Genomic DNA, 22065 nt, shown 5'->3' with positions numbered 1-22065 from the left:
TCAGAATTATTTCTCATCATCATTCATTTAACCCGCAATACAAAATATGAAACAACCAACTTGTGTTATGTCATGAGTATTGTGGCCTTAATCTAAACGAAGAACTCAAATGGCTATTGTAATCAAGACAGAAGAAGATATTCAAAAAATGCGCGTCGCAGGTCGTCTTGCGGCAGAAGTTCTTGAAATTATCGCACCTTTCGTAAAACCAGGCGTAAATACTGCTGAATTAGACCGTATTTGTCATGAACATATTGTTAATGTACAACAGGCAATCCCTGCTTGTCTGAACTACCATGGTTTCCCTAAATCAGTTTGTATTTCTGTTAACGATGTTATTTGCCACGGTATTCCTAGCGAAGAAAAAATCCTTAAAGATGGTGATATTGTTAATATTGACGTCACTGTTATTAAAGACGGTTTTCATGGCGATACCTCAAAAATGTTTATCGTAGGAAAACCAACCATTCAAGGTGAGCGTTTATGTCGTATCACCCAAGAAAGCCTATATTTAGCAATTAAAATGGTAAAACCGGGTATTCGTTTACGTGAACTGGGTAAAGCTATTCAAAAATTTGTTGAAGGGCATGATTTTTCGGTTGTTCGTGAATACTGTGGTCATGGTATCGGAGAAGGATTCCATGAAGAGCCACAAGTTCTCCACTATGATGCAGATGATAGTGGTGTTGTGTTACAAAAAGGGATGGCATTTACCATTGAACCTATGGTTAATACTGGTGATTACCGTATTCGTACAATGAAAGATGGTTGGACTGTTAAAACCAAAGACAGAGGCTGGTCTGCACAATATGAACACACCTTAGTCGTTACTGATAACGGCTGTGAAATCATGACATTACGCAAAGAAGAAGAGCCGTTTATTTCTGCTGTTTTAATTAACGAATAACACTCTTCAGTTTACCGTGTAAAGGCGACATATTTTTTCGAGATGTGTCGCTTTTTTTATTTTATTTGTAATGGAATAGCAGAATTGCTAGTCAGGTTATCATTTTAACATTAGTCTTAATGCCATAGGCAAACATTGAGTAAGAAGACGAATGATGACCACTAAAAACGTATTTCAAACACAACCCCCTTCCCCTTTTTTGCTGACGAAAAACACACAAAATCACACTGAGCTAAAACAATCTATCGAACAATTTCAGTCTTGGTTAGCTGATGCTTTTCACCACAATGTCGATGTAACTTTATTGCTTCAAGCCCGTAGCCATTTTATTGACCAACTCTTAACACAATTATGGCGTTATACTCAATTATCTGATTATCCTGACCTTAGTATTATTGCTGTTGGTGGTTATGGTAGGCAAGAGTTACACCCTCTTTCTGATATTGACCTTCTGTTTTTAAGTGATTCACCTTTATCACCAGAAATAGCCGACAAAATCAGTAAATTAATTACCTTACTTTGGGATGTTCGTCTTGAAATCGGTGTCAGCGTTAGAACAATGGAAGAGTGTCTTTTAGAAGGTCTCTCTGATTTAACGGTAGCGACAAATTTACTAGAAGCTCGCCTTGTTTGTGGTAATCAATCACTTTATCAACAGTTAATTAATCATATTTTCAGCCAAGGATTTTGGCCATCACCTGATTTTTTTGCGGCAAAAATAGAAGAACAAAAACAAAGACATAACCGATTTCATAGTACCAGTTATAACCTAGAACCAGATATTAAAAGTAGTCCCGGCGGTCTTCGCGATATTCACACGCTAATTTGGGTTGCTCATCGACATTTTGGTGCAACCTCTATCTCAGAAATGGTGAACTTTGGCTTTTTAACTCCCGCCGAAGGACAAGAACTACTAGAATGCCAATACACTTTGTGGAAAATTCGCTTTGCATTACACTTGGTACTTTCTCGCTACGACAATCGCCTACTATTTGATAGACAACTTAACGTTGCTCAATACTTAAATTATCAAGGAGAAGGCAATCAGCCAGTTGAAAAAATGATGAAGGATTATTATCGCGTTACTCGCCGTGTTAGTGAGTTAAACGATATGTTACTTCAGTTATTTGATGAAGCCATCCTTGCTTTACAACCCAATGTAAAACCACGACCATTAGATCATGAATTCCAGCTAAGGGGCTCTCTCATTGATGTTATCGATGATAGCTGTTTTCTTGATGATCCTATCGCCATTATGCGCCTATTTTTGCGTATGGCAGAGCATAAAGAGATCACGGGAATTTATTCTACAACACTACGCCATTTACGTTATGCGCGTCGTCATTTAGTCCAACCTTTATGTGAGTACCCACTAGCACGTCAAGTTTTTATGCAGATCTTGCGTCATCCTCATGCCGTTTCTGGCGCATTTGTTCCTATGCACAAACACAGTGTACTCGCAGCTTACTTTCCACAATGGAATAACATTGTAGGGCAAATGCAGTTTGATTTATTCCATGCCTATACTGTTGATGAACACACGATCCGTGTTTTACAAAAACTCGAAAGCTTTGGTTCTCTAGAAAACCATGAAAAACACCCACTCTGTGTTGATATTTACCCACAACTGCCACAACTTGAATTGCTTCGTTTAGCTGCACTTTTTCATGATATAGCTAAAGGCCGGCATGGTGATCACTCTATGTTAGGTGCTCAAGATGTTGCCCACTTTGCCCAACAACATGGCCTAAATCAAAGGGAGTCAGCATTAGTTGAATGGTTAGTTAGTCATCACTTACTTATGTCTATCACAGCACAAAGACGTGATATTCAAGATCCTGACATCATTTTTCAGTTTGCATCAGAAGTAAAAAATGAAAGTCGATTACGTTACCTTTTATGTTTAACTGTTGCTGATATCTGCGCGACCAACAGTAGCTTATGGAATAGTTGGAAACAGAGCTTATTACGTGAGCTTTTTCTATCGACAGAAGCGCAATTACGCCAAGGTATGCATTCTATTCCTGATTTACGTGAACGCATCCGTCATCATCGTTTGCAAGCACTAACTATTTTACGTACAGAGCATGTTGATGAAGAAAAATTACAAGCAATTTGGGGGCGTTGTCACGCCGATTATTTTTTACGGCACACACCAGAACAGATTGCTTGGCATGCCCTTGCTTTAATTGAACATAATAGTGCTACTCCCATGGTATTAATTAGCCAGCAAACAGAACATGGTGGCACGGAAATATTTATTTGGTGCGCAGATAGACCCTCTCTTTTTGCCTCCGTTGCAGGTGAACTTGATAGACGTAATTTAAACATCCATAACGCACAAATATTTACTAACCGCGATAATATGGCTATGGATACCTTTATTGTGTTAGAGCCTAATGGTAAGCCTCTTGCCATTGATAGATATAATGCTATCCGCAACGCTTTGATCCAAGTTGTATCAGCTCCTTATAACACCAATGCGAAAACACGTTCACTACCTGCAAAATTACGCCATTTTGATGTTCCAACAAAAATTAATTTTGTCGAGTCTAATCATAATAAACGCACTTATATGGAATTATTTGCACGAGATCGCCCTGGTTTATTAGCAATTATTGGTAAAGTTTTTGCTGATCTTTCATTGTCATTACATGGCGCAAGGATCACCACAATAGGTGAACGTGTTGAGGATTTCTTCGTATTAACCGATAGTGAAAATAAAGCGTTAAACCAAAAAATGAAGAATGAAGTCGTAGAAAGGTTGACAAAAGCACTAGTTTCAAAGGATAAAATATAGGAACCCACGACAATACATATAGGAAATACTATTGATGCAAGCATTACAATCTATTATTGATAACGCCTTTGAACATCGTGCAGATATCACTCCAAACAACGTTGAGCCTCATATTCGTGATGCAATTAATAACGTTATTACACAGTTAGACAGCGGAAAACTGCGAGTGGCGGAAAAAATTGACGGTCAGTGGGTGACTCATCAATGGTTAAAAAAAGCGGTTCTACTCTCTTTTCGTATTAATCACAATCAAGTGATAGACGGCAGTGAAAGTCGCTATTTTGACAAAGTACCTATGAAATTTGCTAATTATGACCAAGCACGTTTTGAAAAAGAAGGTTTTCGTGTTGTCCCCCCAGCAGCCGTTAGACAAGGTGCTTATATCGCTCGCAATACTGTTTTAATGCCTTCTTACGTTAATATTGGTGCTTACGTTGATGAAGGTAGCATGGTTGATACATGGGCTACAGTAGGTTCATGTGCCCAAATTGGTAAAAATGTTCACCTTTCTGGCGGTGTAGGAATTGGCGGTGTCTTAGAGCCACTACAAGCAAATCCAACCATTATTGAAGATAATTGTTTTATTGGCGCACGTTCTGAAATTGTTGAAGGCGTTATTGTTGAAGAAGGCGCGGTTATTTCAATGGGCGTTTATATTGGTCAAAGTACCAAGATTTATGACAGAGAAACGGGCGAAGTACATTATGGCCGAGTACCCGCCGGCTCTGTCGTCGTTTCAGGCAATTTACCATCTAAAGATGGCAGCTATAGCCTTTATTGCGCGGTTATTGTGAAAAAAGTGGATGCTAAAACGCGTGGAAAAGTTGGTATTAATGAATTGTTAAGAACTATCGACTAATATAAGAACAGCGGATAGAATTAATTCTGTTCGCTATTCTTTCACCCATTTTTCTATCAGGTGCCAATATATGTACGATAATTTAAAAAATTTAGGGATCCCGCATCCTGAAGATATTGACCGCTATACCCTACGCCAAGAAGCTAACAACGATATTTTAAAAATCTATTTTCGCAAAGACAAAGGTGAATTCTTTGCAAAAAGCGTAAAATTTAAATATCCGCGTCAACGTAAAACGATTTCTGATGGTCAATCAGGGCAAGGTTTTAAAGAAGTAAATGAAATCAATACTAACTTACGTTATGTGATCGAAGAATTAGATCAAATTTGCCAACAAGACCAAGTAGAAGTCGATTTAAAACATAAAATTCTGGACGATTTACGCCATCTTGAGCATGTTGTCGCAAACAAAATTGCTGAAATTGAAGCTGATTTAGAAAAACTAACCCGTCGTTGATAATATGATACAAAGACTAATTAATTTTAGTCAATTTAAGACATTAGTTTTGCATAAAGTACCGCTTATTTGCTGATAAAATGGAAATAAGCGGTATTTAAAATATGACACTTTACTCAATTTTCTGTATTGACCAATGAGATTTACCAAATTATTTTCTCATTTAACCCAATTGACTAACCCAGTTCTCTATCCAATCTATTGCAAATATTTCTGGTTCAGCAACATCCATACCATCTATTTTCAGTATGTCACCAATACGCGTTGCTTGATGCTCTTGTAATAGTTCTTCAAACTGTATCCCTGCACCACAAAAATGGTCATAACTACTGTCACCTAAAGCAATCAAGCCATAGCGTAGATCCGGCTGATATCCTACATTATCACGCAGTTCATGAAATAAAGGTGCGATAGTATCAGGTAGATCCCCTTGCCCTGTGCTCGATGTTATCACTAACACAGTTGAATATTTTTGCCAATCCGCAAGAGTTCCTTCTTCATAAACATTAGCTTGGTGTTTATGCTCAAGTAAAATACGTTGAGCCTCTTCAGCAACCGCTAATGCATTACCATAAACAGTACCTACAAAAATACCGATTTTAGCCATAGTAACTACCTATTTATTACAGTTTAAAATTTAATAAACTTAGCTTGCCTAACATATAGAATATTAAACTTTATCTCAAGCTTCTGTGTCTTTAATGACTTCATATCCTATTCGAGTTCAATAGAATAAATGAAACACCTCTTTTACTTTATTGTTCTACTCTTTGAAGTTATCAAAGATAATAATAAAAACATCACATAAATCATGCATATACTTATTTAATAAAAAGCATATTATAAAGTTTATTCCATTCCTTTCTTTCTTTTGAAAAAAACCAAAATATATCATTTTTAGGTTTTGAATCTTTTAGCACTTTAGTTATTAGTCTATTAGCCCATTCGGGTAAATCTCCATTTTTGAAATCATCACTATTTAGTATGGTATTTAGACTTTCATGAATATTCATTATATTACTATGCATTTTACTATTAACATCTAATTTTTTCTGATATGATTTAGGAAATAACGCTTTATATACTTTTGAAAAAAAACTACTATTATCTTCTCTATGGCTATTATTAATAAAAAGTGCGACTGCCATTTCATTAATATGCAATAAAATGTTTTCTTTTGAAATACTACTATTTATCTTAGCAGGGTACTTTTTCAATTTTTCATCCACATCCATTAACAATAAAATTCCTTTATTATAGATTAAGTTACGACAACAACAATTCTCATTTTTTATACGTTTTATTTCGATCAAACTAGATTGATATTTATCCAACTTATTTTTATCTTCTATTTTCTCATTGGAATCTAGCTCATAAATAATATCAATTTTATTCTTAAGTTCTGTTGTACTTCTAGTTAACATATCAACTTCTATTTTAGATAGCTCTTTAAGAGCTAAAAAATCAACAATCTTATTTATTGCAAAAGTTATATCAGCTATTTTTTTATTACTAATGAATTGAAAGGAAAATTCATCTTTAATTAAATTAATTTCATATTTATTTCTTTTTATTTCAGTTGAAAAAAAATCATCTATTGGTAAATTATCTTTATCAACCAAAATGTTATCACCATGATCAACATTTTTCCCTTCTTCTACTTTCATAATGGATAAATTAAAACCATAAAAACCAACTTTATTACTTTTAGCCGAAAATAAATTCAAAAACTTATTCCCCCCCTTACTCTTATCATCTAACTTTTCATTAATATTATCTATTTTATAAAACTTACCATCATTATTTATAAAACTATTTATAATTTTATTTTTATCATTAAAAATAACTTTCTCAAGAGAACTAGTATTATAAATACGCTTACCCACTTTAGTGAATAAACTGTCATTTTTTTTATAAGAAAGCAATCCGGTAAATATCCTTTCAATATCACCAATCTCATTAATATTCTTCACGCTAACTATTTTACCTGTACAATTAAAAAAATCATGAATACCGCCTGAGTTAATCCTATTTTCTAGTTTTTGTATGTGTTTCTTATTTTCACCCTGATTAATATATTTATTTATTGAACTATTTAATTCTTCTTTTATTTTATTTAATAAAATTTTTTTATCATCATTGAAAATAAAAATATCATCATTTCCTTTTTTGAAAAAAAGTGAAATATCATTTTTATTGAATTCAATACTTTTTCTATTTGCTTTATCTTTTATGTCTGTAATGGATAATATAAAACTTCTATGACTATCTATAACGGTTGGCATGATAATTCTCCACTCTATTTAATGCTTAACAGAATGGCATAACCAACATCTATATTATTTCAATAAAAAAACACTCCCTGTCTACACATAAGAGTGTTTTTATAATTCAATCAAAAGCAATTTATTCTTTTTCTGTCGTGTCCAAAGACCGGATATATTCATCCATTTCAGTTTTTAAATTATCTGACTTAGGACCAAAAATTGCTTGAATACCAGAGCCGACAACGACTACACCTGCAGCACCCAATCTTTTCAATTCATCACGATCAACCTTATCGATCTCTTTTACACCAATGCGTAAGCGTGTGATACATGCATCTAAACTACTTATATTATCTTTACCACCAAAAGCAGTAACTAAAGATTGTCCCATCGCGCTTTTATCCGCTTGTTTTGCGTTTTTATCTTCAACTTCTCGACCTGGTGTTTTCAGGTTTAGTTTCACGATTAAGAAACGGAAAATAGAGTAATAAGTTATGGCATAAAGTATGCCAATAATTGGGAACAGATACAGCTTGCTACTATTACCACTTAATACAATAAAGTCGATCAAGCCATGAGAGAAACTAGTTCCATCACGCATACCTAACAAGATACAAATGACAAACGCTAAACCAGCCAAAATAGCATGAATAACATAAAGGATTGGAGCAACGAACATAAATGAGAATTCAATAGGCTCAGTGATCCCTGTCAAGAAGGCAGTTAATGCCGCAGAAATCATGATACCACCAACTTTTACACGATTCTCAGGGCGTGCTGAATGCCAAATCGCAATAGCAGCAGCAGGTAAACCAAACATCTTAAATAAGAAGCCACCTGACAACATACCAGCAGTTGGGTCACCGGCCATATAACGAGGAATATCACCGTGGAATACTTGTCCTGCACTATTTACATATTCACCCACTTGCATTTGGAACGGTACATTCCAGATGTGGTGTAAACCAAATGGCACTAATCCACGTTCTACAATACCGTAAATACCAAAAGCAACAGCAGGATTTTGATAGGCTGCCCATTCAGAGAAACGTTGGATAGCTGTACCGATAGGAGGCCAAATAAAAGCTAAGATAATCCCAACAAAAATAGCAATTAATCCTGAAATAATAGGAACAAAGCGCTTACCTGCAAAGAATCCTAAATACTCAGGTAATTTGATGCGATAAAAGCGGTTAAACATGGAGGCGGCAATAATACCAGCAATAATGCCCCCTAACACACCAGTATCAGTAAGATGCTGAGCCTCAATTTCAGCTGGAGTAAGCCCTAAAACCCAAGGAGCAACCACTATCATGGTTTTAGACATAATGCCGTAAGCCACTACAGAAGCTAGCGCTGATACTCCGTCATTATTGGTAAAGCCTAACGCAACACCAATGGCAAATATAAGTGGCATATTAGAGAAAACTGAACCACCCGCTTCTGCCATAACTTGAGAAACAGAAGAAGGTATCCATGATAGATCTGCGGAACCAACCCCTAATAAAATACCGGCAATAGGCAGTACAGATACCGGTAACATCAAGGACTTTCCGATTTTTTGTAAAACAACAAATAGGTTTTTAAACATCAAGCAGACTCCCGGAATGTGGGTTTTATATGTTGTAAGTTTTTTATTTGTTTAAAGTAGTGTGGGTTCTATTTCATAAACTTATCTAATGATAAGCCTTATTTATTTCACATCATAAAATAAATCGCTTAATGAATACATGATAGCTGTCACGTTTCAATACATGTAATCATAACTAATTGTAGAATTATATATTTTACAAATAGTTAATAGAGCTTGATAGTTTGCGCAAACTATCAAGACTTAAGTGAAAAAGCCTTGATAGTAACGTAATGAAATAAATATTGGGGATAAGAAAGGAATTAGAAGTGATGAGCTAAATCTTTACCATACTGCTCTAATTCAGGTCTTAATCCACGCCAACCAAATTGATTAATAAGGTGTTGCCAAGGGAGATCCCATTTCGCCGTTAAATTTAGCGGTTGCAATGTGATTGGATGAATTAAGTTTAGATGGCTTGCATGTAACATCAAGCGATGAGATTGAAAATGATTTACAACACCACGGTTTTGACGTAAATCACCATGAGCCGTATCGCCGATAATTGGGTGGCGAATGTGAGACATATGGCGACGTAATTGATGCTTACGGCCTGTTTCAGGACACAATTCTAATAAACTAAATCGAGACGTAGGATAGCGCCCAATCGCAACCTCTTTTTCAACGGTTGCTAATGGCTGGCAATGTGTTACACATTCTTGAATTTGTGGTGGCTGAGTTGCAAATTTGTCTGCAATTTTATCTAACTCCTCCACTAAAGGGCTATCAATGACTAACGCTTCTTCAACATACCCTCTGACAACAGCATGATAAATTTTTTCTGTTTTATGTTGTTCAAAAGATTGAGAAAGAGCCCTAGCAACATCAGAAGAAAGCGCCATTAATAGAACACCAGATGTAGGTCTATCTAAGCGGTGTACAGGAAAAACGTGTTGCCCTATTTGATCTCTCAATGTTTGCATCACAAACACAGTTTCATGTCTATCGAGCCAACTGCGGTGAACAAGCCAACCAGCAGGTTTATTCACCGCAACAAGATATTCATCTTGATAAATAATATCTAACATTGTCGGCCTTATGATTTAAACATTGCGTCGAGTTCACGCAAATGATTAAGTAAATCCGTAAAGTCGCGACTTTCATCATCTTTAAATGCTTCTTCGTAATACGGTGCTATTGCAAATGAATTAGGTAATGGCATCTCATTTTCAATCATTGATGACAATCGCGGAATCAATACCCACTGTAACCATTCGTGAGCACTCATTGTATCAATACAAAAAGGTTCAATACTTTCAAATGCTTGCTCAGCAGGTGATCCTAATTGCCATAGCTCAATGTTCTTCATCTCTTCTTCGATTAAGAGCAATTTCGCTAAAATGCGTTGTTCTGGTGTCATCATGTGTTCCTTATATAAAACTTACGAATAAGGATAACATTGGGATGGAATAGCAGAAAACAAATAAAAAAATAAAAGGAGCCGAAACTCCTTTTAGACAAGAAAAATAACTGTCTGTACAACACATGCATCCAAGCAAGACCGTTTTATCTATCCCTGTGATTAAGTCTGTATCCACATTAATGGAAATATCCTATTTCCTGTGCCCTTGATTACTTAACATTATTTCGGCCACCAAGCAGTCCTTTAGTTGGTGAACGTAGAATGCCAATAATTGATTAGTTAAACAACCCACAAAACAAAAGCAATTAAATAAAAATAACCATAAATAAAAACAATAAGTTATTAAGTTATTGCTCTACTTAAATAAATCAAATCTACTCTTATACAAGAGCCCATTGTCTAAAAAAAACAGACTCTTTTTTTGTAAGATATATCTCACACAGAGAGTAGTTTTAGGACTACATCATTCACTATATACCACGACTAATTCTGATAAAAAAACAGATAAATTTTCTGCTAGGACTTCTCTTTTCTTTTGACCAAAAGTTTCAAGAATGACTTCACCAGAAACATTACATACAGAAATTATGTCGTTTTCTGAATCGGTTGTGCCAATAAATAAAGTTGGTGTTAATTTCAGTCGCTTTTGTGTTACCAAATGCCCAATAATATTTTCTTGTAGGCGGATAAAATCTTCTTCGCTCCAAACTTGGATTAAGCTCAAGTGTGTATCTCTAAAGCGAACTTGCATATCTCCCGCATACTGAGTGGTAAAATAATTATGCAATTCAGGGCGGATAATGATCCCCATCGCTTTTTCAACTTTTTCTAGTTTATCCGTTCCCACAAAAGGCTGAGGTAGCCAATAAACGACTTCATCACCGGTTCTTGATATACAAACAGAAGGAACACCGTAGAGATCTGCACTCGCAGGAGGTAAACCTGATTTTTCTTGCCATAACTCAACATATTTTTGGGTGAAGGCTTTTAATTCAGAGGAAATGTTTTCAATCATGGTTATCAGCTTTATCTGTTAAATAAAAATTAGCCTTTATGTTACCTGATTATGTTGTTAATTCAGAGCATCAAAAATAAAGCATTCGTATACTATTGATGTTTCAATAGTATAATTAGTCTTCTTTTATTTTCAGTTAAAGTTAGGATGTAAATTATGTCTTTATATCAAGGTGATAAATCTCTTGAAACATTATCTTTAGGCAAAAAGACTCAATATCATGATCACTATAATGCCGAATTATTACAAGGCGTTCCTCGTAGCCTAAACCGAGACTCACTTTCTTTAACTGCTGAAAATTTGCCATTTCATGGTGGTGATATTTGGACTATGTATGAACTCTCTTGGCTTAATAGCAAAGGGTTGCCACAAGTTGCAATTGGTCATGTTGAATTAGATGCAAAGACTGAAAACCTCATTGAGTCTAAAAGCTTTAAGCTATATCTCAACAGTTTTAACCAAACTCGCTTTGAAAGCTGGGATATCGTTGAAAAAACCTTACTTAAAGATTTAACCTCTTGTGCTAAAGGCAAAGTGAGTCTGGCTATTTACCCACTTTCGCATTTTACATCACAACCTATTGTTGATTTTGCTGGAGAGTGTATTGATGAACAAGACATTGAAATCGATAATTATCAGTTTGATGCACAATGGTTAAACGGATCGACAACCGATACATTGATTGAGGAAACTCTAGTCAGTCATCTGTTAAAATCAAACTGCCTTATTACCAATCAACCAGATTGGGGATCGGTCGCTATCCAATATAAAGGCAAAAAAATTGATCGTGAAAAATTGCTGCGCTATTTAGTCTCATTTAGACAACATAATGAATTTCATGAACAATGTGTTGAGCGAATTTTTCACGACATCATGCAATTTTGTGCACCAGAAACATTAACTGTATACGCAAGATATACACGACGTGGTGGATTAGATATCAATCCTTGGCGTAGTAATTGTGAGTTTGTTCCAAAAATCAGTCGATTAGCCAGACAATAACAGGAATAATGCCTGTATGTTAATATGATCTGTGTTATACCAAGATCAGTTGCACTTCAGTTTGTTATTTCAGGAGAAAAAGGAGTCCTACGTGATAACTCATGTCAGCCCATTAGGTTCCATGGATCTGCTTTCACAGCTAGAAGTTGATATGCTAAAGAGAACCGCAAGCAGTGATCTTTACCAACTGTTTCGTAATTGTTCTCTTGCTGTCCTCAACTCTGGTAGCCTTACTGATAGTAGTAAAGAGCTGTTATCTAAATACCAAGATTTTGATATTAACGTACTGCGCCGTGAACGTGGCGTGAAATTAGAGTTAGTCAATCCTCCTGAAGACGCCTTTGTTGATGGAAAAATTATTCGTTCACTGCAAGCTAACTTATTTGCTGTACTTCGTGACATTTTGTTTGTTCATGGACAAATCACAACAGCCAAACGTGATCTGCACCTTAATTTAGAAAATAGCACTCACATCACTAACACTATTTTCTCTATTTTGCGTAATGCTAGGGCTCTTCATATTGATGAAGATCCTAATATGATTGTATGCTGGGGTGGTCACTCTATCAATGAAACTGAGTACCTTTATGGCCGAAAAGTGGGTAATGAATTAGGGCTGCGAGAACTTAATATTTGTACAGGTTGTGGCCCAGGAGCGATGGAAGCACCAATGAAAGGTGCCGCGGTCGGCCATGCTCAACAACGTTATAAAAATAGCCGTTTCATTGGTATGACAGAACCTTCTATCATTGCGGCTGAGCCACCAAATCCATTAGTTAACGAACTCATTATCATGCCAGATATTGAAAAACGCCTGGAGTCTTTTGTTCGTATTGGACATGGTATTATTATTTTTCCTGGTGGTGTGGGAACAGCCGAAGAATTACTGTATCTACTTGGTATTCTTATGTCTCCAGAAAACCAAGATCAAGTATTGCCACTGATTTTAACTGGCCCAAAAGAGAGTGCCGATTACTTTAATGTACTCGACGATTTTATCGCAAATACATTAGGTGACGAGGCTCGACGCCATTACCAAATCATTATTGATGATGCACCAGAAGTGGCTCGCATTATGAAAAAATATATGCCTTTGGTAAAAGATAATCGTCGTAGTACAGGGGATGCTTATAGCTTTAACTGGTCAATGAAGATCAATGCTGATTTACAGCTTCCTTTTGAACCAACACATGAAAATATGGCATCACTTAACCTAAGTACCGACCAATCACCTGAAAAATTAGCAGCTGACTTACGTCGCGCATTCTCTGGTATTGTGGCGGGTAACGTAAAAGAAGTGGGTATGAAAGCAATTGAAGCTTACGGCCCTTATAAAATCCATGGTGATCGTGAAATCATGCGTCGCATGGATATTTTATTAGCAGGCTTTGTTGAGCAACATCGTATGAAACTTCCGGGTGGTACAGCTTACCAACCATGTTACGAGATTATCAGCTAATTTATTATGATACATTTGCTGATTATTGATGCTTTAAATCTGATCCGCCGCATTCATGCGGCGTCAGGTTCTTCTTGTCTAACTGTGTGTGAACAGAGTGTCAACCAACTGCTTGGTCACACACAACCTACTCATGCCGTAGCAGTCTTTGATGAAGATGACAGAGATGGTAGTTGGCGACATCAACTCCTCCCTGATTATAAAGCTGGGCGGACACCAATGCCTGATGAGTTGCGACAACAATTGCCAGAAATTAAAGCAATGTTACTCAATTTAGGAATACAAAGCTGGCATTCTGGTGGAGATGAAGCTGATGACGTTGCCGCAACATTAGCAACGAAAGTAGCAAATGCTGGTTTTCGTGTCACTATTATTTCAACCGATAAAGGGTATTGCCAGTTACTTTCACCTTCTATTCGTATTCGAGATTATTTTCAGCGGCGCTGGTTAGATTTAGAATTTATCAAAGCAGAATTTGGTGTCGAGCCATCTCAGCTTACTGATTATTGGGGATTAACAGGAGTCAGTAGCAGCAAAGTTGCTGGAGTTCCCGGCATTGGCCCTAAAAGCGCTACAGAGCTTTTGCAAATTCATCCTAATTTAGAGTCACTTTATCAGCATATTGATGACATCCCTACAAAATGGCAGAACAAGCTTATTACTCACAAAGAGTCTGCATTTATTAGTCGGAAAATCACAACATTACACACTGATATTCAATTAAACGGTAATCTACAACAATTACGTTTAAATAGTTAAACTCTAAGCAATTAAGACTCAGTCAGCTGATAATTTTAATATAATGATATAAAGTAAAAAAGCTAAGCCTATAAATAGAAGCTTAGCTTTTTTATTGTCATCAATAATATATTGATGGATCCTTATCATATTTAAAATTCACGATCTGGGCGATATGCAGCCCAAATATTTTGAATATGAACAGTTATTTCTTCTCTATCATGATAAAGATGTTTTGCTTGGATTTTAACGTTAATCCCTTTTTCAGCTAACTCCGTCTTTATTTTTTCAAGAATATGAGAAACTTCCTCATAACGCTTTTTCATTGGTAGTTTTAGGTTAAAAATAGCCTCACGACACCATTCATTAGCTATCCATGTTGTCATTAACGCAGCCACTTTGGCAGGTTTTTCAACCATATCGCAGACAAGCCATGTGATATTTTTAGAGGTAGGTTCGAATTTAAAACCATCAACTTGGTGATGACGAACTTGTCCTGTATCCATTAAAGATTGTGCCATTGGACCATTATCGACTGCATGTACCATCATACTGCGTTTCACTAATTGATAAGTCCAACCACCGGGACAGGCACCTAAGTCAACAGCTTTCATTCCGCTTGCTAAACGCTCTTCCCACTCGTCATAAGGAATGAAAATATGAAATGCTTCTTCAAGTTTCAGCGTAGAACGACTTGGTGCATCTGAAGGGAATTTTAATCGAGGAATACCCATATAGAATGCGGAATTATTGAAGCTATAAGAATAGCCAACATAACAACATCCAGGCGCAATGAAAAATACATGGATAATAGGACGGCTAAAATTCTCTACTTTCAGTAAAATTTTTTCATTACGTAAATGATTACGTAATGGCACCGTAAATTTACGGCAAAATTTTAATAACTCTTTACTTTCGTTTGTATCAGCAACTTCAACTCGAAGTTCACCCGCTTTTTCAACAGCACCTTTTAACATTCCGACAATAGGTGTAATTCTATCTTCTGGCGGTAAATCTTTAAGTAATTCACTTGTCACAAACATCTGGCGAGCAAAAATTAATTCACGGAAATTTACTTCACGCGCGATCTTGTCTGCTTCACCTTCTTGGTAGCATTCAAAAATCACGTAGCCACTTCCTTCTTTAACACGAGGAAAGCCATAAACGCCGATTTGGCCTGCTTTATCCGTAATCTCAGCCGCGCACTCTTTTTCAAAACCTTGGCGACAATATAATGCAACTTTATTCATGGCGAGACGCCGGTGCCCTTAGACGCAAAGCGCCAATAAAAATTAAAGTCCAACCAATAAGAAAGCTAAAACCACCAATTGGCGTAAAATAAGATAACAATCTAACTTGTGTTAGCGCCATACAATAAAGGCTACCACTGAAAAGTAGAATACCAACACTAAAGAAAATACCAGCCCAATAAAACCATAAAATAGTTTTTCGCATTAATATTGTTGCGATCCCGACAAGTATCAAGGTATGTACAATCTGGTAGCGCATCGCTAACTGGATGTATTCCCAATGTTGTGGCGATAAATGAGGTGCTAGCTTATGTGTTGCAAATGCACCAAAAGCGACATAAAAAAAGCCACTAATCGCGGAAAACATAAGCAATGTACGACTATTCACTGTTTATTCCTTCCTAATTTAGGAGATATTTTGCCAATCATAATATTAAGATGATGTCAGTAAACCCAGCTTTTCTTGTTCGTTCGCTGCTTGTGATAAAATCCATTGGCGAAAAGCCGCAATTTTACCCAATTCAGCCTGACTATCTTGGCAAACTAAATAAAATGCATTTTTACTGACAAGGACATCTGGGAAAGGTCTAACTAATCGACCTGATTCTATTTCACTACGTGCCATAACATTATTCACTAATGCAACGCCTTGTCCGTGTACAGCAGCCTGTATCACCATTGAGCTATGGCTAAAAATAGGTCCTTGTTGCACATTTATCTGATTTTGTATCTCTAACTGGCGAACATAAGCTTGCCAGTCTCGGCGAGATGTATCATGTAGCAGTGTATGATAAATCAGATCGGATGAGGTTTTTAGTGGTTTTTCACCTGTAAGTAAAGATGGTGCACAAACAGGGATCAAATATTCCGCATAGAGGCGATCTGTACGTAGCCCCGTCCAATTACCTCGACCATAAAAAATAGCCACATCAACATCATCAGCAAGCTTATCTTCTTCTCTATCAACCGCCTGAATTCTTACATCTATTCCCGGATAAGCCTGATTAAATCCTGATAATCTTGGAACTAACCATTGAATAGCAAAACTTGGAGATAAGCTAACTGTTAGTGCACCTTTCGCGCTTCTTGCTAATAATTTGCGAGTTGCCTCGTTAATTGATGAAAAAATCTCCTTGATATCGAGGTAATAACTCTGCCCTTCTTCTGTTAACAAAAGAGAGCGATTGCGCCTTCTAAATAATTTTAGTCCAAGGAATTCTTCTAATGTTTTTATTTGATGGCTGACTGCTGCTTGTGTCACAAATAATTCTTCAGCGGCTTTAGTAAAACTTAAATGACGTGCCGCTGAATCAAAAACCCTAAGTGCATTTAATGGCGGTAAACGTTTAGACATAATCGGTTCTCAAACCCCTATTTTGGCTATTAGTAGATCCTAACTTTCATCATTAGTTTTTTTTATGCGAAGCATTATAAATTGTCCCTTGATGATTAGCCAGTAAATACCTATAGTAGGCGCACTTCCTAAGCCGGAACGAAAAGTTGTGTAGTAGCAATACTGCAAAACTTTTGGCTTTGTGGTTGTGATGTTGTGTTTGCAAGTTGTCTGGAAATTCCAGACTTAGTAGCTTATGCTACTGTTTTTTTTCACTTCCTGTACATTTACCCTGTCTGTCCATAGTGATTTTATAGTGCACCGCCAAGGCGGTGCTTTTTTTATCCCCTATTTTTCTCTCTTTTTTCTCCACTCACCTATTCAGTTTTGATGTTTTCATCCATTTCTTACGCTAAATTTATTGTCATTATGCTGAAAAAATACATCTGATCTTTTTTCAAATAATTTTTAATCAGCAAAAACAGGATATCAATCTAATGTGAGTGATTTTTATTGAGTGAACTTTCATCCGATTTATCGTGTTACTATAGCGTTAATAGCCTACAACAAACGGATATTTTTAGTTTTCCGTTATAAATAAATATAATTAACCGTATAATCAATACGCCCTATTTTTAACGATTATCATCAAACATTATTCGTCTACTAATACAGCCTAATTATGAACGCATTTTCATCTGATTTATTTCGACAACAATTTCCTGCACTTGAAGAAAAAACGATTTATCTTGATAGTGCAGCGACTGCATTGAAGCCTCTTGCAATGATAGAAGCCTCTGATACATTTTATCGCCATAACCTTGCGACGGTGCATCGTAGCCAATATCAACAGGCGAAAGAAACCACACAACAGTTTGAAATGACTCGTCAACAAGTTGCTGAATTAATCAATAGTGCTGATAGTGACACCATTATTTGGACAAAGGGCACGACAGAATCGATTAACCTTGTTGCTCAAGGTTATTTTCGCCCACGCTTACAAGCCGGTGATGAAATAATAGTGAGTGAGCAAGAACATCATGCCAACCTTATTCCTTGGTTAATGCTGGCACAACAGACAGGTGCACAGGTGATCCCTTGGGCTATTGAAGGTGATTTTCTGCCTTCAATTGAGAACCTTAATCGCTTGCTCAGTGAGCGGACTCGTGTTGTGGCAATCAGCCAAATGTCGAATGTAACTGGTGCTCAAATCGCATTAGATAAAGTGTCTCAATGTGTACGCCAATATCATAATTGCTTATTGGTTGTTGATGGTGCGCAAGGTATTGCACACCACTCAACGGATGTGAGCGCACTTGATATTGATTTTTATGTTTTCTCCGCACACAAGCTTTATGGTCCTAATGGATTAGGTGTTTGTTATGGTAAACGTGAGCTTTTAGACGAGATGGCACCTTGGCATGGTGGTGGGAAAATGCTAACTAATGCAACCTTTAACAGTTTTACACCTGCAACTATTCCTCACTGTTTTGAAGCGGGAACACCTAATGTCGCTGGTGTTATCGCTTTCTCAGCGACATTAGCATGGTTAGAAACACAAGATATGTATCAGGCTAATCAATATACATTAGAGCTTGCTGATGAAGCTGAAAGACGCCTGCGTGAGTTAGATGGATTTATCAGCTATCGCGCACCAAACTCATCCGTCATCTCTTTTAATTTTGCAGGCATCCACCATAGTGATTTAGCAACATTAATCACAGAGAAAGGCATAGCATTACGTTCAGGGCAACATTGTGCACAGCCTCTTATTGATTCATTGAATATTTCAGGCTGCCTACGTATCTCTTTTATGCCTTATAATCAGCGTGCAGATATTGATGCTTTAATTGATGCAGTTAATTTTGCGCTAACACTTTTAAAAGACGAATAATCATAATGACTAATATCACAACACAACACCCTTTTGGCAATGAAATTACCCTAGACGTTTTGCTTAATGATTTTCAAAAATCAAAAGCATGGGAAGATAAATATCGTCAATTAATTCAACTCTCACGAAAATTGCCAACATTACCTGATGCATTAAAAACAACAGAAAAAGAGATCAAGGGTTGTGAAAATCGAGTCTGGTTAGGAGTTGAATTAAACAATGATGGTAAATATCACGTCTATGGTGATAGTGATGGACGGATCGTAAAAGGCTTACTCACTATTATCTTAACGGTAGTTGAAAATAAAACGGCACAGGAAATAGCTGATATCGATATATTAGCGATTTTTGATCAATTAGGATTGGCTAATCAAATTAGCCAATCTCGCACTGACGGAGTGAATGCGATTATCGCACGATTAAAATCACTCACTTCTCAATCTTAGCCTCAACTTAAGCTCAAAATCTCAATATATAATGCTACAAATATATACTCTAAATAATTCAAGTCACAGCTAGGCGACAAGTGAATAAGCCGCTAGGAGCATACATAAGTATGTGACTAGTGCGAATGAACACTGTCAACAACGCTGTGGTTTGAAGTATGACGAGTATCACGAGCACGCTGTGCTTTCGCTAGCATCTTCTTCAATGCATGAGACACCGCAATAAAGCCAAAAGAAGCTGTTACCATCGTTACTGCGCCAAATCCCGCAGAACAATCCATTCGCTTTACACCATCAGCAGTGCTTTTCGCTGCACAAACTGTACCATCACTCTGTGGGTAAACCAGTTGTTCAGTAGAAAAAACACAGTCTATACCTAGCTTACCTTTGCTATTTTTCACAACATTAAAATCAGATTTTAAACGTTCTCTTAATTTTGCTGCTAAAGGATCTTGAATTGTTTTTGCTAAATCAACCACTTGTATTTGAGTTGGATCAATTTGCCCACCAGCCCCTCCAGTTGTGATCACAGGAATTTTATAACGGCGACAATAGGCTAATAATGCTGCTTTTGGTCTAACACTATCAATCGCATCAATCACATAATCAAAATTGTTATTCATCATCTCAGCGACATTATCAACCGTGACAAAATCATCAATACTAGTGACATTACATTCTGGGTTGATTTCCAAAATACGCTGTTTCATGGCGTCACATTTAGGCTGCCCCACATTTTCTTTTAATGCATGTATTTGCCTATTCGTATTAGTTACGCAAACATCATCCATATCAATTAAGGTGATCGCACCAATGCCACTGCGTGCCAGTGCTTCTGCAGCCCAACTACCTACCCCACCTATACCCACGACACAAATATGAGCCTGAGCAAAATAAGACAACGCTTTTTGCCCATAAAGTCGTCCTATTCCAGAAAAGCGTTGTAAATATGAATCTGATAATGAATTTTGCATGATGCGATAACAACCTAAATAACAGAAATAATTATGGTTATTGATATCAATAGCCATGTCGTTTACTTGATTTTGCCGTTAATAATAACCTGATAAATAGTAAATCGTTTACGACGAAGGATTTAGCAAGTTAAGCTGTGATTTTTTTAATACCCAAACACGCCCATAATGATTATAAAAACCTGCCATATGACCCGCATCTTTACCAATCCCATGATAAATATCGAAATGATGCCCTTTAATTGCGCCACCTACATCTAATGCCACCATTAAACGCATTTGATATTCACCTGTAAACTTACCTGAATTATCAAGCACAGGAATTTCAGCCAGTAGTACGGTTCCCGCGGGAATAATACTTCTATCAGAAGCCACTGATGCTAGTGCAATTAATGGAATAGCACTAGCACCTCTTACTGGTGTAAAGGGCTCTGGTTTAAAAAAAACAAATGAAGGATTTTCTTCTAATAATTTTCTCACTTCAGTATCGTTATGTTTATCAGCCCATTCTCTAATAGCGAGCATCGACATATCTTTTCTTTCTACTTCACCATTATCGATTAGCACTTTACCTATACTTCGATAAGCATGCCCATTTTTCCCTGCATAACCGAAAAATGTAAGCGGTTTTCCATCACCAAAATCAACGTAACCACTTCCCTGAACTTCCATCATAAAATTATCCATAATGGAATTGCTGTAAGCCGCAATTAAAGATTGGCTTAATGCACCATTATAGATAGCCGCACGTGAAGGGAGTTTCGAGCGACTATTGGCAGGCATTTTATAAAGAGGATATTGGAATTCACCTTGTCGTGTTAAACGAGCTTCAAGAACTGGCGTATAATAACCAGTAAATTGAACGTTACCATAGTTATCAACACCTTCCATTTGAAATGCAGAAAGATTAAATTGACGTAATTGGCGAGTATCAGCCCCTGAACGTAGCCAGTTTTCAACTGCTTGATAAGTCTCTTTGTTACTATTATACAAACGAGATGATGTTTGATTGATCTGATTAACTTGTTGCAGATAATCTGGGCCATTAATCGGTGTACCTTGTGTATTTGGCGAGCTGACTTCGATCAAGTCCTGTTTAAGCTTTCCATCTTTATATTGCTGACCTTGCTCTGTTGGACGATGACATCCTGTCAAGGCAAGCGCTAACATGCCTAAAATTAACGATTTTCGCCAAGTAACCATTTTTTGCCCGCTTAATGACTAAATTTGAGTGTTGATTTTGAATTAGAAAGATACCAAAGCCAAATCAATAAAGATATGAATATGGATATACCGATAGTTAAGGTTTTTCTATTATCCCCTAATCAATATAACTTTTAAACATTAAGTCACAACAAGTGAAAATAGATAGGGAAACATAGATAAACGATGGGACTCCACTGAGCATAATTAGCTTCTACAACCTTAAGCATAACGAGTATAACTGCCTAAAATTGCATCCTCATGTATTATTTCTGACCGTTTTTAAAAGAAAACGATAAAAATTTCATAAAAAACTTGCAACTCAGCAGATCCTGAGTATAGTGCCCCTCTGTGGAGACGCGGGGTGGAGCAGCTTGGTAGCTCGTCGGGCTCATAACCCGAAGGTCGTCAGTTCAAATCTGGCCCCCGCAACCAATTCACAAAGCAGTAAGTTATAGTATCAGTCGC

Annotated in this window: 20 protein-coding genes and 1 tRNA gene; 10 read left to right on the top strand and 11 right to left on the bottom strand. The window is 36.8% G+C overall.

What is annotated here, in order from left to right; all coding sequences use genetic code 11:
* Nucleotides 1-109 precede the first annotated feature (109 nt).
* From map to ABN080_RS16915, 4 genes are all read left to right on the top strand, one after another.
* A complete protein-coding gene (gene map / locus ABN080_RS16930) occupies nucleotides 110-907 on the top strand; it encodes a type I methionyl aminopeptidase (protein ID WP_072070011.1) in 798 nt (265 codons plus the stop codon).
* Between the two features lie 154 nt (nucleotides 908-1061).
* Nucleotides 1062-3707, top strand: a complete 2646-nt coding sequence (glnD, locus tag ABN080_RS16925) for a bifunctional uridylyltransferase/uridylyl-removing protein GlnD (RefSeq protein ID WP_349441594.1) — start codon at nucleotides 1062-1064, stop codon at nucleotides 3705-3707.
* 34 nt (nucleotides 3708-3741) lie between these two features.
* Entirely contained in the window at nucleotides 3742-4566 is an 825-nt protein-coding gene (gene dapD / locus ABN080_RS16920; RefSeq protein ID WP_072070013.1) for a 2,3,4,5-tetrahydropyridine-2,6-dicarboxylate N-succinyltransferase, read from the top strand.
* A 70-nt stretch (nucleotides 4567-4636) separates the two neighbouring features.
* A complete protein-coding gene (locus tag ABN080_RS16915) occupies nucleotides 4637-5023 on the top strand; it encodes a DUF3461 family protein (protein WP_006535910.1) in 387 nt (128 codons plus the stop codon).
* Nucleotides 5024-5186: 163 nt separating this feature from the next.
* On the opposite strand, the gene ABN080_RS16910 is transcribed toward ABN080_RS16915, so the two are convergent.
* From ABN080_RS16910 to syd, 6 genes are all read right to left on the bottom strand, one after another.
* A complete protein-coding gene (locus ABN080_RS16910; protein ID WP_340893695.1) occupies nucleotides 5187-5630 on the bottom strand; it encodes a flavodoxin in 444 nt (147 codons plus the stop codon).
* Nucleotides 5631-5844: 214 nt separating this feature from the next.
* Nucleotides 5845-7308, bottom strand: coding sequence for a hypothetical protein (locus ABN080_RS16905; RefSeq protein ID WP_349441582.1), 1464 nt, complete (start codon nucleotides 7306-7308; stop codon nucleotides 5845-5847).
* 121 nt (nucleotides 7309-7429) lie between these two features.
* The gene (ptsG, locus tag ABN080_RS16900; RefSeq protein ID WP_349441581.1) at nucleotides 7430-8881 is read right to left on the bottom strand and encodes a PTS glucose transporter subunit IIBC; all 1452 of its coding nucleotides are present in this window, start codon (nucleotides 8879-8881) and stop codon (nucleotides 7430-7432) included.
* 302 nt (nucleotides 8882-9183) lie between these two features.
* Nucleotides 9184-9948 carry a tRNA pseudouridine(65) synthase TruC gene (gene truC / locus ABN080_RS16895; protein ID WP_349441580.1) on the bottom strand — a complete coding sequence of 255 codons (765 nt, stop codon included), beginning with the start codon at nucleotides 9946-9948 and terminating at the stop codon, nucleotides 9184-9186.
* An 8-nt stretch (nucleotides 9949-9956) separates the two neighbouring features.
* Nucleotides 9957-10280 carry a YqcC family protein gene (locus tag ABN080_RS16890; RefSeq protein WP_072070020.1) on the bottom strand — a complete coding sequence of 108 codons (324 nt, stop codon included), beginning with the start codon at nucleotides 10278-10280 and terminating at the stop codon, nucleotides 9957-9959.
* 466 nt (nucleotides 10281-10746) lie between these two features.
* Nucleotides 10747-11298, bottom strand: coding sequence for a SecY-interacting protein (syd, locus tag ABN080_RS16885; RefSeq protein WP_072070021.1), 552 nt, complete (start codon nucleotides 11296-11298; stop codon nucleotides 10747-10749).
* Nucleotides 11299-11454: 156 nt separating this feature from the next.
* Between syd and queF the strand changes: the two genes are divergently transcribed.
* From queF to xni, 3 genes are all read left to right on the top strand, one after another.
* Nucleotides 11455-12300, top strand: a complete 846-nt coding sequence (queF, locus tag ABN080_RS16880; protein ID WP_349441579.1) for an NADPH-dependent 7-cyano-7-deazaguanine reductase QueF — start codon at nucleotides 11455-11457, stop codon at nucleotides 12298-12300.
* A 91-nt stretch (nucleotides 12301-12391) separates the two neighbouring features.
* The gene (gene ppnN / locus ABN080_RS16875; RefSeq protein WP_036913815.1) at nucleotides 12392-13759 is read left to right on the top strand and encodes a nucleotide 5'-monophosphate nucleosidase PpnN; all 1368 of its coding nucleotides are present in this window, start codon (nucleotides 12392-12394) and stop codon (nucleotides 13757-13759) included.
* Nucleotides 13760-13765: 6 nt separating this feature from the next.
* Complete coding sequence (xni, locus tag ABN080_RS16870) at nucleotides 13766-14518, top strand: flap endonuclease Xni (RefSeq protein WP_349441578.1); 753 nt, start codon at nucleotides 13766-13768, stop codon at nucleotides 14516-14518.
* A 131-nt stretch (nucleotides 14519-14649) separates the two neighbouring features.
* On the opposite strand, the gene rlmM is transcribed toward xni, so the two are convergent.
* From rlmM to ABN080_RS16855, 3 genes are read right to left on the bottom strand one after another with little or no spacing between them, the layout of a single operon-like run.
* Nucleotides 14650-15747 (bottom strand): 23S rRNA (cytidine(2498)-2'-O)-methyltransferase RlmM, encoded by a 1098-nt coding sequence (gene rlmM / locus ABN080_RS16865; protein ID WP_349441577.1) that lies wholly within the window; start codon nucleotides 15745-15747, stop codon nucleotides 14650-14652.
* On the bottom strand, nucleotides 15740-16135 hold the full coding sequence (locus ABN080_RS16860) for a DUF423 domain-containing protein (RefSeq protein ID WP_087803510.1): 396 nt from the start codon (nucleotides 16133-16135) through the stop codon (nucleotides 15740-15742). The genes rlmM and ABN080_RS16860 overlap by 8 nt, the downstream gene beginning before the upstream one ends.
* Nucleotides 16136-16180: 45 nt before the next feature.
* Entirely contained in the window at nucleotides 16181-17101 is a 921-nt protein-coding gene (locus ABN080_RS16855) for a transcriptional regulator GcvA (protein WP_072070027.1), read from the bottom strand.
* Nucleotides 17102-17762: 661 nt separating this feature from the next.
* Between ABN080_RS16855 and csdA the strand changes: the two genes are divergently transcribed.
* The gene (gene csdA, locus ABN080_RS16850) at nucleotides 17763-18974 is read left to right on the top strand and encodes a cysteine desulfurase CsdA (protein ID WP_349441576.1); all 1212 of its coding nucleotides are present in this window, start codon (nucleotides 17763-17765) and stop codon (nucleotides 18972-18974) included.
* Nucleotides 18975-18979: 5 nt separating this feature from the next.
* Entirely contained in the window at nucleotides 18980-19420 is a 441-nt protein-coding gene (csdE, locus tag ABN080_RS16845) for a cysteine desulfurase sulfur acceptor subunit CsdE (protein WP_072070029.1), read from the top strand.
* A gap of 116 nt (nucleotides 19421-19536) precedes the next feature.
* On the opposite strand, the gene tcdA is transcribed toward csdE, so the two are convergent.
* On the bottom strand, nucleotides 19537-20394 hold the full coding sequence (tcdA, locus tag ABN080_RS16840) for a tRNA cyclic N6-threonylcarbamoyladenosine(37) synthase TcdA (RefSeq protein ID WP_349441593.1): 858 nt from the start codon (nucleotides 20392-20394) through the stop codon (nucleotides 19537-19539).
* Between the two features lie 108 nt (nucleotides 20395-20502).
* Entirely contained in the window at nucleotides 20503-21597 is a 1095-nt protein-coding gene (mltA, locus tag ABN080_RS16835) for a murein transglycosylase A (RefSeq protein ID WP_196554703.1), read from the bottom strand.
* A gap of 358 nt (nucleotides 21598-21955) precedes the next feature.
* Here mltA and ABN080_RS16830 point away from each other — a divergent pair.
* Nucleotides 21956-22032 (top strand) — tRNA-Met (locus tag ABN080_RS16830).
* Nucleotides 22033-22065 lie beyond the last annotated feature (33 nt).

Origin of the sequence: Proteus sp. fly-1089 (assembly GCF_040138965.1) — a bacterium.
GTDB classification, from domain to species: Bacteria; Pseudomonadota; Gammaproteobacteria; order Enterobacterales; family Enterobacteriaceae; genus Proteus; species Proteus vulgaris_B.
Note: the sequence above shows the minus strand (reverse complement) of the source record. Positions and strands in the feature narration are given on the sequence as shown.